This window comes from Ignavibacteriales bacterium, assembly GCA_015709675.1.
In the GTDB taxonomy this organism is placed as follows: Bacteria; Bacteroidota; Ignavibacteria; order Ignavibacteriales; family Ignavibacteriaceae; genus H2-BAC3.
The window spans coordinates 2,164,950-2,178,905 of sequence record CP054182.1 but is presented as its reverse complement, the minus strand read 5'-3'; the positions used below and the strand labels follow the sequence as shown (position 1 = coordinate 2,178,905).

The following is a 13,956-nucleotide window of genomic DNA, read 5'->3' as shown; positions in this document are numbered from 1 at the left end:
CAATGCAAAATCATTCCTGTCATGCTGATAATAAGGAAGCGCTGCCCCGCAGAAAGCAGGGCAGCTCCGCCTTTTTTGGTTTATTTTCCGAGAATCATTTTCTTTACTGAAACAAACTTTCCGGCTTCCATTCTGACGAAATAGACACCGCTGCTCAGACCTGCTGCGCTGAATTCAACTTCATACAAGGTGCCCGGTTCTGCAACACTGTTAAATAACTGTGCTACTTTTTCACCGGCTATATTATAGACCTGTACACGGGTGAGACTCATCTCAGCCACCGTGAAGGTAATCCTTGTGGAAGGATTGAAAGGATTCGGATAATTCTGGGCAAGTTCGAATCTTGCAGGGACGGTCACATCAGCATACACCACGGATGAATACTCCGTTGTACCGTCAAAGTCAGTCTGCTTCAGGCGGTAGCTGTAAATACCGCTTTTAACTTTCCTGTCAGTATATGAGTACTGTTGTATGGTTGTTGAGGTGCCTGCGCCGCGGATAAATCCGATGCTCTGCCATTCTTCTCCCTTAACTTTCCTCTCAACAGAAAAACCCATATTGTTCTTCTCGGTTGCCGTGGTCCATCTAAGCGTAACACTTCCTGTGCCAGCTTCGGCAATGAAGGAAGTCAGTTCAACGGGAATAATGCTGTCACGGTTGCACAAAGTGAAAAGAGCAAGAGATGTCAGTGAACTAAGCGCATAAGTATTTGCGGCAGTATCAAGCACTCCTTCAAAAGGAGCCCAGGTTACACCATTATCTGTTGACTGCAGGGCAATAAGACGATGTTCCTGGATATTATTAAGTTCATCATCATTATACCGCATGAGGACAGAAGTATTCAATCCGGTATTTAATGCAGGGGTAACCTTATAATATCTTTCAATACTCTGCGCATTATTACCCGTGAATGCAAATCCGGTAACTCTTTCAACCTCAGTGGATCCGGGAGCAACACCAACCGCGTTGATCTCAAATCCGATTCCCCCGAAAGTATTAGGAATTCCCGTCCCAACGTTTCTGGTGGTTCTGATTTTTCCGGAAACAATGTTACCTGGAGACTCAATAAGAACAGCATCAGGGCCAAGCACTACCCGGTGCACATCGGTATGCAGAGGGCTGCCGGTGATATTGAGTGTACCGCTCACATATAAATCCTGACCGAGGATTACACCCTGTGTTGAAGTAACCAGTACATCTTTAATTCTGCTCGAATCAGCAGGGAGTTCATTACCGGTAGTTACCTGAGTCACAACAGATATATATTCGATATTAAGATTACCTGCTGCTACCGGACGTGCTGTCATGCTCCCTGATGCACGGCGGATTCTGCTGTCATCAGCCATAGTAAGTATTTTATCATCAAGTGACCCGTTATTATCAAATTCACCTGCTGAAAGTAAGAGCGCACCGGTGACTGTCACATTTGAACCAAGAACCATACCGCCGGTTCCGATCACGGTAAGATTGGTAATCAGCGGAAGAAGTTCAGGACCGGATGTCACATTATTAACACTGGTATATCTGTAGCTGATATTACCTTCAGCAACCGGAGCTGCTGTAAGGGTTCCCGTCGCGCGAGAGATTTCTCCGTCAGCAGCTATTTTAAGAGTTACATTTGTGCTGCTGTTATCAATACTGCCAGAGGTCAGACGGAGTGTTTTTCCGACCTTCAGTTCAAATGGTGACGCTGCCGTAATAACCAGACTGGTGCTGTTATTTGTCTCGAGGGAATCAGTAATGACTCTGTTCGCGCCAAGAGTCCAGGTTTTTATTCCGCTAAAGCTGACTTCAAGGCGGTAATAATCCATATCACGGATTGTCTGGTCAGATGAACTGCCATACTGCACTGTTCCGTTATTAATAAAAACCGGAGGAAATGCGGTTGCAGCTGAAGAAACATTTATCCGGTAGTTTCCGAATTCTCTGAGTACAACAGCAGACGTGCCATGCCAGAAGTTTGTTGTTGTTCCTACACGGAGTTCACTTCCTGCTTCAACTTCAACTATTCCAGAATTAAAAATATTTGGAGCAGATGCACTAAAACTCGCGCAATTAAGAAGCCCCCCCTCTTTCACAACAACACCGCCCAGATTAATCCGGTTCGTACTTGTTGTCCGGAGGTTTGCCACTCCGTAAACCGTCAGAGCGCCAATTCTAGAAGCAACCGTATCAGATAACTGATTGGTCACCCTGATATGTGAACCGCTTCCTGCCATAGTAAATATACCGTCAGGATGAATCAGTATTTCAGGAGCTGCTGCAGTCCAGTCTATCTGTCTTCCCTGAATATCATCGGTTGTACCAAGTTCAAAGGTACCGCTGAGAATCTCCAGTTTTCTAGCAAATCCGAATTTTATATCGGTGCCGGGTGTATATACTTTACCCGCCCATTTCTCCACGACAATTTCAGCGAAGGAAGTTGACACTGCTGTTGTGCTTGTGGTCAGCCCGCTGATAAGCTGATCTGCACCTCCGGCGAATCGTATAACAGATCCGAAAGCCCAGGAGGTAAATACCTTATGTGCAGTGGAAAACATGGCAAAGTTGCCGTATACGGTCAGCCGCGCGAGAGTGTCCAGTGTAATATGGGAAGCGGTATCACCAAATGCAACTGCGTTACATACTGCGTTCATCGAGTTAACATTTACCGTATGCCCGGCCGCGATAAGGACGTTGGAAGCAGAATCGGGAAGCACACCGCCTGTCCAGGTTGAAGCATCGCTCCAGTTACCTGACTGCGCGGTAGTGATTTGCGCCGAAACTACTGCGGAAAGAACCATTACCAGAAATACTGCGTGTAGCAAAGTTTTCATGGCGTCTCCTGTTATTTAATGTAAGATAGTTTATGAATTAATCTTTTTCCGGTTGTCTGAAGGACCGCAAAATAAGTACCCGAACTCAGACCCGTCCCTGAAATTTTTATCTGCCTGCTTTCACCTGCCTTAAGTTCGCCGCTAAAAAGCACTGCAACCTCAGCACCTGATATATCATAAAGCAACACCGATGCAGAGCCTGATTCCTTTACAGAAAAGAGGAGTGTTGTTTCGGGATTAAACGGATTAGGGTAATTAGTAAGCACATCAAAAAGAGCGGGCATTCCATCTTCTTCCGTGCTTGTCGGATTATCCTTATCGCTTGCTCCCCATTTCGAGAAACTCTGAACACCCGAAAGTGTTATGGTATTGGATGCCAGATCAACTGTTCCCCCCTGATTAAGCCAGTTAACTGCTGCATCAGTTGATTTAAAGAGGGCCAGATTCGCTTCGTTAAAATTTCTCAAATCATTATCAGCATAAGTGAAGACAACCGTGGCATTCAAACCGCTGTTATTATCTGCCGTGATATCAAATTTCCGGTTAATACCGAAGCTGCCGCTATCCGGCAGGTTGGTTCTGAGAAGCGTCATCTGTCCCGGAGCGTTTGCCGCATTCACGCTGAATCCTGCATTGCCAAAATTTTCCGGGCTGCCTGCAGAAACGTTTCTCTCAGCGTAAACATTCCCGAATACCTGATACTCTCCTTCGAAGAGGACTGCTCCGGGGTTTAGCACCAGTTTAAAGGCATCGGTATATAACGAACTTCCGGAGGTGTTTACTGCTCCGTTTGCATAGAGGTCACTGCCCAACCGAACTCCTTTATCGCCGCTAAGAGTTATCTGCGCAATCGAATTCTGGGCTACTGCAGTTTCAATACCGGTTGTTATCTGTTCAACCGTACTGATATATTCAAGGTTTAATGCTCCCTCCACTGCCGGAGGAACTGATAACTGTCCGGTTGCGCGCCGTATTCCCGCACCGGGAGCGAACGTTACAGTCATATCATCAGCCTCACCGTTATTATCAAAAGTGCCTGCAGAAAGAGTGAGATTGCCCTTTATACGAAAACTTTTACCCGCAGTTACCGTCTGGCCGGTTGAGAAAACGGAGACATCCTGGATAATATCCGCATCCGGCACTTCAGGTCCGGTTGTTACTGAAGCAACGCTGCTTGTATATCTGAGATCAACAGAATTTCCGAAAACGGGCGGATTGGTGATCTGACCGGTCGCCCGGGAAATAACAATAGAATCAGCCAGGGCCAATTGTGCTGATGAAGAACTATTATTCAGCATACCGCTGGTAAGGCGCAGTGTTTTGTTTACCGTTGCTTTGTAGAGTGCTGCCCCTGTCAGGACCAGTTCTGCACTGTTATTAATTTCAAGACTGTCACTGATAGTTCTGTCAGCTGAAAGAGTCCAGTTCTTTTTTGTACCGGATGATGCAAATGAAAACTCAAGGCGGTGATAATCCATATCTGTCACAGTCTGATCACTTGCACTGGAGTTTCTTGAATAACGCACTGTTCCCCTATTTATAAAATTCTGGGGGAAAAATGTAACAGATGCTGTCGTTTCATAACTGCCGCCGGTCATCAGATAGACCACACAGGTATCAACCCAAAAATTTGTTGTGGTAGAGTTTCGTATCATACCACCGGGTTTTACCGTCACCGTATCCGGATTGAACCGGGGCGATGCTGTGCTCCATCCGGTCGTAAAGGAAACACGCCCCCCTTCTTCGATATCAATATTATTGATATTTATTCTGTTTGTGCTTGTTGTTGCAAATGAAACAGTTCCGTAAACCGTCATTTTTCCGATATATCCGTTTGAACTGCTGCTCCGGATGTGTGAAGTGCCGCCTGCCATGAAAAACGTCCCTTCTTTTTCAACAATAATATCAGGGAAGGCACCAAAGTTAATGCTCTGCGCAAATCGGCCTTCAATATCATCATTGAGAGAGAGAGTAAACTGACCCCGCCTGATGATAAAAGAATTCTGGACAGCAATGGTGGTGTTGACCGTTGTATCAGTGGCAACGATTCCGTCCCATTTATCAACTATGAGATCACGAAAACAGCTTGAACCCCCAAGATGCCTGAAATTCTTAATCTGCTGATATGCTCCACCGGCAAACCGCACCGCTGCGTTTGTAGCTGACCATCCGGCGGAGAAAACATTATGATCATTACTGAAGATTACAAAATCACCATACACAGAAAGCAGCGAATTTGCATCCATATCAAGATGGGCAGCGGTATCACCGAAAGCGATATTCCGGCAGACTGCAAGCGTATCTGTCACTGAAATAATATGCCCGGCACTGATCAGAACATCGGTGAGCGAATCGGGCACGGAGCCCCATGACCACACAGCCGGATTATTCCACGAACCCGACTGCAGGGTAGTAATCTGCGCGGATATCTGAATCTGCAGCAGTGCAAAAACCAGTAAAGCCAATTTTTTCATTACAGTACCTTTCCAATATTAAAACACAACCCGGAGTTCAGCCATAAAACGCTGATACGAGTACCTGTCTTCTGATGATGAGAGGAGTCCGCTGTTATTGATATCCCGGTCTTCTTCATTCGGGAAGCTCATTGAATAACGGAGCTGAAGCTGTGTGTTCCTGTATATACGATAATAAAGGCGCAGCGAAAGTTCATCGTCAAAGGTATTGTAGCCGTCATTATCTTTATATTCATTAATCTTGAGATATTGAAGCTGTATCCGCAGGTCAGGGAAAGCAGCAGGTATCACATAGAAACGATTATACCATATTCTCGATCCGTCCCTGTTTCTCCCCCTGTTCGGAAACGTACCGCCGATTTCACCATTCACATAACCAAAACGGTCTCCCCAGAAAAAGCTTGCGTAAGAAGGGCTGAAGATTTCCTGTTCAGGAGTGGATTTATCATCCCCTTCATACGCTGCATAACGGCTTTCAACCTTTACCGATCTGAAAAGCCACAGCGGGAACCGGTAACTGATTCCCCCCATATATCCGATACCACCTTTGGCAGGGAGACCCGGCGCCGTATTAAAATCCTGACGGGCAAATTCTGCAAAATACTCCAGACGTTCATTCAGAAATGTTCCTGTGCTGCCTCCTCCGAAAATCACGTGATCATTGAAGGACCCGCGCAGTTTCTGATTAATCATATACCCGATAACATTCTGATTATAAATTTCTCTTCCAACCCGCAGAGCATAGATCTGGTCGCTTCCCGGCTCAGGATAGAGGCCGCTCTCACTGAGATTCTGTCCGGTAATTGCGCCAAAGAGACTCAGAGTGAAATCATACAGAGCAGCATCGGCACGAAAACCATCAAACTTATCAGTATAGTAATATGATTCACCCCAGGAAAGCCCGTTTCCTATACCAAACGCCTGTCTTCCTGCACGAAGCCGAAGAACGTCAAAGAATAACACATTGGATTCAGACAGTTCTGAATACAGCTGATTAATCACATACTGCATCTTTCCGGTACCGCCTATATTTCTTGCGGACTGCGTCTCATTATATATAATTGAACTCAGCTGCGTATGAAAAGTTATATTTCTACTTGCTCTCACAGATCCTCTGAGCCTGCTGAGATACCTGGTATAATTTTCCCGATTGCGGTTATCACGTGTTTCAGAGAAACTGTCTGTATACCAGCGCATTTGGAAATCCCCTTCAATGTTCATCTGAGCTTTAAGATCAGAAGCCACGGAAAGAATGATTAAAAGTAATACTGTTATAATACGTTTCATGATGCTTTCCTTACTCTTCTCTGAAAACAATACCAGTGACTTGTGCTGCTCCGAGTCTTGGTGCAGCGAACGAACGGACAACGACACCTGAAGCAGTTACATTGTAGATATGATCAAAGTCTCCTGTGCTGTTGGCGATCCAGAAACTTTGCCCGTCCCAGGTTAGTCCTGTTGAGAACCGGTTTGATGTTGTGCCGCCTGCAGGAGTAGGAACAGCAAATACACTGCTCCAGGTGCCTGACAGTGGGTTGTATGCATATATACTGTCAAGTGAGGTATCATTGCAGTAAAGAACCCCATTTGCAAAAGTAATACCGCGGACTTCCGCACCCGGTGTGCTCACAGAATCCACAACTACACCGGTCGCCAGATTAATTTTGTAAATTTTGCCCGCGCCCGAAGCAGTTTGAGAAGCTGCCTGCCACATAAACCCATTGTCAAACACAATACCGCGGAGCACTCCCGGCAGCTGATTTACTGATACACTTGACAGAATGCCAAGCCCGGCACCAGATACATCAACTTTGTAGAGTGTTTTGGTTGTCCCTGAATAGGAAAGCCATATATCAGTACCATCAAACCCGACACCCTGAACACCGTCAGATGCAACGTCCGAAGTAGACCATTCCTGAACAACCGTGGTATCAGTCAGGCGGATTTTATACAAGTACCGCTGTGTGCTGGCCTGATCAGCAACCCAGAGATACGGAATAGTGGTTACCAGACTTATCGTGAAAGCTGAATCAAGTGTAAACACCTTTCCGCCAGGGTTAGTAACAGTCACTGACCGTTTGCCTGCCGGAGCCGAAGCAGCTATTGTTATATTACTTTTTAGCAGTGTTGCAGATAAATAACTTGTGGAATTCACTGTTATATCAGCACCGAACTGTACTGTTGAGGATGGTTTAAAGCCCGTACCGTATATCTCGACATCGAGCGTCCTGCCGGCTGCACCATTATTCGGCAGGAGTGCTGCAATTGACGGCATTACTCCGCCGCGGACATCGGTTTTCGTCCAGACTATGGGACCCGGTTCTGAATAAGGCAGATCGTAGCGGTCAAGTACCGTTCCAAGGTAATTGATGCGGTAAAGGTGATCAGCCACATCACTGCTGTTTATCTCCCAAAAAGTGGATCCGTCAAAAGTGAGTCCGACCGCGAAGTTATAGGACACGCCACGGGGGGGCTGAGGTGTCGAAAATAATGTATCAAAATAAGGACGGTCAAAACGGTAGCGGTATATTTTATCCAGTTCCGGATCAGTATAATACAAACCTGCCTCAATACCGGAACCATAAACATTCGTATATCCTTGTATATAAGCAAGTGCCCTGGGTTCAGGAGACGGAATTGCAATCTGACTGAGAATAGCACCGGTAAGCGGATTCAGTTCATACAGTGTTGCCGGAGATTTATATGTAGATGAACCGCTATTCAGAGCCCAAAGACTTCCCTCTGCCCAGGCAATATCACGCACTGTTCCCTGCCCGGAGGGAGGCGCATCATATGACCGCACAACAGATGCAGTATCACCTGACAGATCAAGCTGATAGATTTTGTCAGCACTGCCCGCGGATGATATCCAGACTGATTCTCCGTCAAACGTAATTCCCTGAAGGCTTGAATCATTAATGACCGGATATAATGCCCATTTTTTTATCTCCCTGAGCTGAGCATCCAGCATAATCAGACTGACCGTTGAGCGTTCAAGAAGGTAAAAATACCCTCCTGCCGGTACAGCAGAGGCATTCTCATCTCCGTCGTAATCATATATATCACACGAAGAGAGAGTGACCGAAAGGAGCAGCAGCAGCATGGCGGCTCTCCTCTGATACATCTTTGTGCGGGCTGATTTCATTGTTCTTTCCTGTTTACGTCTGGTTAAATTACTTTAAGTACATCATTTTCTGAACCGTGCTGAATGAGCCGGTGATTATCCTGCAAAACAGAACACCGCCTGCAGTTTCAGCAGCAGGGGTAAAATTGAACTCGTGGGTTCCGCCCGCAAGTTCACCTTCATAAAGCATTGCAACTGCCTCACCGAGCTGATTATAGATTCTGATCTGGACAAACGGACTGCCTGATTCCGGAACGGTAAATCTGATTGTTGTTGCAGGATTAAATGGGTTAGGATAGTTCTGATGCAATATATATCCTTCGGGTATACCGGCATATTCCCTCGTTCCGGTGATTCCAGGATAGTGAATCTGCATATATGTTTTTATAATCTGCTCAAGTTTTTTTGCAAAATTGCGGGCATTCTGATCGGTATCCCTCAGTCCATTCCGGTAAAACTCAAGCTGTATCGCATCGATGGTGCCGCCGGACTTTGAACCATGGCGTTCTGTGATATAGCCGCCGTCAAAATAGGGATTACTTCCCGGAGCAGTAAGTGTTGCACTCGGAATGGCAAGAAAACCATTGTTGACAAAGAGGGTCCCCAGACTGGTTGGTCCCCGAAGCAGTTCGGAAAAAGTCAAAGGGGAAACCGTCGCCAGCGAACGGATACTGCTCTTATTTCTGTAAGTAACAGAGTTAAGCTGGATATCGGTGCGGGAGAGATCAGATGAAGAGAGCAGATAGCCCAGTTCTATTGCCTGCAGTTCATGACCATGACCATGCATATCAATCAGCAGGCCTGCTCCGTAATTTCCTGAGGCGATTGCTTTGGCTGTATCAATAAAAGCGTGATACTCATACCATGCACGGAGTGCGAGCGGATTTTCCTGCGCTGCCTCGAGAGAGTCACGGTTTGCGTCAAGTTTAATGCGCGCCAGACGATTAATGATAACATGGGGATATTTCCCGGTTTTCAGAAATATTTCCGACGCCAGGTAACGGGTCAGTTCCTGAGTATTAAAATCATTTACCGTAGTTCCCCACGTGCGGTCAGGTATCAACGAGGGTTTCATATCTCCTCCGTGAGGGGCAGAGAGGATAATCGGCAGATTACCAGCTATATACTCAACATATCCGTTGCTCCCTTTATAGGTAACTCCCGGAGTATAATTCCCCGTCCCCTGCGGATAAATATAGAGTAAAATGAACAGCCATACCGGAATCAGGATTTGTAACTTTTTCTGCAAGTCAGTTCCTTCCCTGTACTGTGAACAGTTCTTTCACAAATTCATAGTTTTCGAGCGCTTCGGCAGTGAACGGTGAATCTTTTCTGAGAAGCGGGGCAAGTGACTTGATTTCTTCTCTGGTGATTTCCACCTGCGAGACTACTCTGATGAGAATATTTGTCTGTATACTCCGTTCAGCAGCAGGTGCAACCCATGCTGCCATGCTGATATTAGGATTGACAATGCTGATTTCTTTTCCCGTTTGTTTTTCCATTACCGACCTGAACATACCCTCAACATATCCATAATGAGAGCAGCATAGACCCACCACTATCTTCCCTGTCTTATCTGGAATTCCGATCAGTGATTCATCGAGATACATTTCTATCATGCCTTCAACAACGGGACTGGTGTGATCATTCTGAATTTCGGTTTCTAATTCAGGGAGTGCCTGTGCTGCAATGAAATATCCCTCTCCTAACGATTCAATAGTTTTTTGCTTATGTATATCTGAACTGATGGTTGTCTCTGTACCAGTAATAAGCACTGCTGTATTTATACCGGCAGATGAATTTTTCACAGCTTCAGTAATGGCGTTTACGCCAAACTCAACAATTCCGAGAACTGGTACGGGAGGGTTTGCGGCAAATGCTGTCTTCGGATACACAACACTCAGCGTGTTGCATGCAATCAGGATAAGATCGGGGTTATATCGTTTTGTTATTGAGGTAAGAACAGAGGAAAACAGTTCTGCTTTTGACTGTTCATCGGGCAAATCGTTATAGCGAAATTCTTTAGATGGGAGAGCGTTTACAAAAATCAGTTCCGCTTTTTCGTAGCTGCGGTTTTTCCATATAAAGGAATCCGCAAGCGCAGTAACCGCCAGCCCGCCGAGTCCGGAATCAGTAACCACTATCCGGATTTCCTTTTTCTTCAGCGTCTCTTTTGCATCTGCCATTTTTTGAGGATGGATGACAGAAACAGCAATGATTATAAATGTAACAAATACTCTCAGTTTAACTTCGCTGGTATTGTGACTAAAATTATTTATTGTCGGACAAAAATGATGCCATGAGAAATACAGCCATCACGGGCAGGAATAGCACATTTAAGAAAAGAAGAATAAGGTTTTTGTGCATTTTTTTCTCAGAGGTGTGCTAAAAGTTTACAATTAATTGCATATTGATGAAACAATTTACATTAATTATGAAGCATCTGAGCATTTTTCACTACTGTTTCTGGCATAATGCTTGCCGAGTGAGAATACCATGTGGAAAACACAAAGAAGAGTTTTCATCTCCTTTTCCGTACTGATTATCCTGGCCGCAATTGTCAGTTTTGTGGCTATTCGGCTTCTTGATGAATGGACGGATGACATCATTGAAGGGAAAAAGGTACTAACTGAAGTGGTTGTTGAAAAGCTTGCCGGTGCAGCTCAGGATGCTCTGGACAGTCTGAACCGGCAGGGTTATTTTGCCACAGACTCACTCCCTAAAAATAAAATTGACCAGCTGGATCAGCGCCTCAAAAGAATCACCTCCGCAGAACTTTCTCACCTCCCCGGAATTGAAGGAGGGTTTTATCTTCCCCATCTCAATGAATTCTACGGTTACGGATTCCCGACCTCACCGCCGCCGGTTCCGGTCTTTGGTCCTCCGCCAAGATCCTACAAAATTATCCAGAACCAGGTGCTGCAATCAATAAGCTCCGATAGTCTCATTGTAAATGTTCACAGGTTCGATCCGGCCATTTTTCCCCTGGCCACCAAAAGCATTACGCTAAAAAACGGTGCAAAAGCAGGAGTCTGGGCACGAATTCATATCGAACGGGAATTACCCAGCAGAAAGTACACTCAGGTTTATCAGTTCGTGGCATTGCTGTTTGCGGCAGGATTTATTGTTCTGGTTATTATCGTCTTCAGACAGCGGAAGAATATCAACCTGATCAAAAAGGGGTTAAAAGAACTTCAGGAGAATTCTGATTACCGTTTCCCCGGAATGGGAGGAGTGTTCTCATTTGTTTCCACATCCATCAATAAACTCATTGATGATCTTACAGAAACTCATAAGAAGAACCAGTATCTCGAACAGGAGCTCCATCAAAGGGATAAAATGGCTTCTCTCGGAAATCTTATTGCCGGTGTCGCCCACGAAGTTAAAACTCCCCTTGCGATAATAAAAACACGCATCCAAATGTGGCAGAGAAGTTTAAAAAACGGAAACACCAAAGGCGGAGAGATAATTTCAGATGATTCCATGCAGCTGGTAATAAGGGAGATTGACCGTCTGACCAGACTGGTTAAGCGTCTACTGGTTTTTTCAAAACCGCTGACCGGTACGCTCAAACCTCTTCAAATTAACAAACTGATTCAGCAGACACTTGAACTGATTATTGTAGAAACGGACAGCCGGATAACTTTTACTACTCATCTTGATGAACATCTGCCGAGCTATCCGTGTGATGCTAACGCAATGGAACAGGTGTTCATCAATCTCATTTCCAACTCCATTGAAGCAATCCAGTACGAAGGAACTATTACTCTTAAAACCGCATGGAGAGGGAATGAACAGGTTATCAGGATAACCGTTTCGGATTCCGGTCCGGGAATTCCGAAGGAAATTGAAGGAAAGATTTTTGATCCGTTCTTTACCACCAAAACCAGCGGTGCCGGTCTCGGACTTTCCATTGCCTATGAAGTAATCAAAGCTCACGGGGGTAAGATCTATTTCCTGCCCTCAGACAGCTCAGGTTCAGTTTGCGTTATTGATCTTCCGGTTGAACATGGAAAATAAAAAAACAATTCTCGTTATTGATGATGAAGCCTCAATGAGACGCAACGTCCGCGATGTGCTTTCTATGGAAGGATATATACTCTATGAAGCAGCTGACGGAGAAGAAGGCATTGCGCTGCTTAAAACCATTTCCCCCTCTCTGATCCTGCTCGATTATAATCTTCCCCAGACGGACGGGATTACCGTACTTGGCAAAATTAAACAGCTGCATCCTGAGGTACCGGTAATCATTTTTACCGCGTTCAGCACAAACGAACGCGTAATTGAAGCAATGAAAAACGGTGCATATGACTATATAGAAAAACCGTTTGAGCTGGATGACTTTCTTCTCTCCGTTCAGCGGGCAGTCAACTATGCAGCACTGATCAATGAGGTAAATCAGTACAGAACAGAGGATGCACCTGAAGCAGCTATTGCGGATGCGCAGCTTGTCGGCAGAAGCGGCAGGATGAGGGAAGTTTTCAAGATGGTTGGCAGAGCTGCTCCAAGTGATGCTACTATTCTGATTGAGGGGGAATCAGGAACCGGTAAGGAACTGATCGCGGATGCAATACAGCGTTATTCCCTGCGCAAAGATAAACCCTACGTTAAGGTTAACTGCGGTGCACTGGCTGAATCGCTGCTGGAAAGTGAGATCTTCGGTCACGAAAAAGGATCTTTTACCGGAGCTATTGCCCAAAAACCGGGAAAATTTGAAATTGCGAACGGCGGGACTATTTTTCTCGATGAGATTAATAACATGCCCCATTCCCTGCAGATACGGCTTCTCAGAGTATTACAAAATAAATCTTTTTACCGGGTGGGAGGAGAAACCCCGATATCAGTTGATGTCAGAGTAATCGCCGCGACTAATAAAAACATTGAATCCGAGGTTGAAGAAGGACGATTCAGAAGAGACCTGTTTTACCGGCTGAATGTCATTCGTATATATATACCGCCTCTGCGCGAAAGAGCTGAGGATATCAGGCCCCTGACGGATCATTTTATCAGCAAATACAGTCCCGTAAAAAAGTATATCCTTAGTGAAGAAACAGCAGCCAGCATGCTATCATATAGCTGGCCGGGGAATGTCAGGGAACTTGAAAACATGATTCAAAGGGGCATAGTCATCTCAAATGATAATATGCTCCGGATACAGCTTCCCGATTCAACACGGCCCAAAGAGAGCCATGCTCACGAGGAAAGCGGTCTCAGTTTTCATGAGCAGGTTGCCAGGTTTGAGAAAGAACTTATCCTAACCGCACTCAGAAAAACCGGGGGCAATAAAAGTGAAGCAGCTAAACTTCTCGGAGTCCACCGCAGACTGCTGTATAATAAGATCAAAGAACTGGATATTGAATAATATACATCCGGAATAGCTCGCCTGAGTTTTCAGATTCTTCAGCCTGCACACCACAACCCCCGAGGTAAATTACCGCGGGGATCAATGTGATATCTGATTTATTCCTGCTATTGAACGTTTCCCTCACGATAAGATGAGCTTTCCCCGAAGCTCATCAGACTATCTATTACCGTCGTAATA

General features: G+C 45.5%; 8 protein-coding genes. 2 read left to right on the top strand and 6 right to left on the bottom strand.

Annotated features, from left to right (window positions below; genetic code table 11):
* Positions 1 to 80: 80 nt before the first annotated feature.
* From HRU80_08115 to HRU80_08090, 6 genes are read right to left on the bottom strand one after another with little or no spacing between them, the layout of a single operon-like run.
* Positions 81 to 2,816, bottom strand: a complete 2,736-nt coding sequence (locus tag HRU80_08115; GenBank protein QOJ28850.1) for a T9SS type A sorting domain-containing protein — start codon at positions 2,814 to 2,816, stop codon at positions 81 to 83.
* Positions 2,817 to 2,827: 11 nt separating this feature from the next.
* Entirely contained in the window at positions 2,828 to 5,290 is a 2,463-nt protein-coding gene (locus HRU80_08110; GenBank protein ID QOJ28849.1) for a T9SS type A sorting domain-containing protein, read from the bottom strand.
* A gap of 18 nt (positions 5,291 to 5,308) precedes the next feature.
* Positions 5,309 to 6,577: a hypothetical protein gene (locus tag HRU80_08105; GenBank protein QOJ28848.1), complete on the bottom strand. Its 1,269-nt coding sequence runs from the start codon at positions 6,575 to 6,577 to the stop codon at positions 5,309 to 5,311.
* A 10-nt stretch (positions 6,578 to 6,587) separates the two neighbouring features.
* The gene (locus HRU80_08100; GenBank protein QOJ28847.1) at positions 6,588 to 8,435 is read right to left on the bottom strand and encodes a hypothetical protein; all 1,848 of its coding nucleotides are present in this window, start codon (positions 8,433 to 8,435) and stop codon (positions 6,588 to 6,590) included.
* Positions 8,436 to 8,463: 28 nt separating this feature from the next.
* Positions 8,464 to 9,663, bottom strand: coding sequence for a hypothetical protein (locus HRU80_08095; protein QOJ28846.1), 1,200 nt, complete (start codon positions 9,661 to 9,663; stop codon positions 8,464 to 8,466).
* A gap of 1 nt (position 9,664) precedes the next feature.
* Positions 9,665 to 10,600 (bottom strand): aspartate/glutamate racemase family protein, encoded by a 936-nt coding sequence (locus tag HRU80_08090; protein ID QOJ28845.1) that lies wholly within the window; start codon positions 10,598 to 10,600, stop codon positions 9,665 to 9,667.
* 310 nt (positions 10,601 to 10,910) lie between these two features.
* On the opposite strand from HRU80_08090, the gene HRU80_08085 reads away from it, so the two are divergent.
* Both HRU80_08085 and HRU80_08080 read left to right on the top strand, forming a co-directional pair.
* On the top strand, positions 10,911 to 12,434 hold the full coding sequence (locus tag HRU80_08085; GenBank protein QOJ28844.1) for a hypothetical protein: 1,524 nt from the start codon (positions 10,911 to 10,913) through the stop codon (positions 12,432 to 12,434).
* Positions 12,424 to 13,776 (top strand): sigma-54-dependent Fis family transcriptional regulator, encoded by a 1,353-nt coding sequence (locus HRU80_08080; GenBank protein QOJ28843.1) that lies wholly within the window; start codon positions 12,424 to 12,426, stop codon positions 13,774 to 13,776. Before HRU80_08085 ends, HRU80_08080 begins: the two co-directional genes overlap by 11 nt.
* Positions 13,777 to 13,956 lie beyond the last annotated feature (180 nt).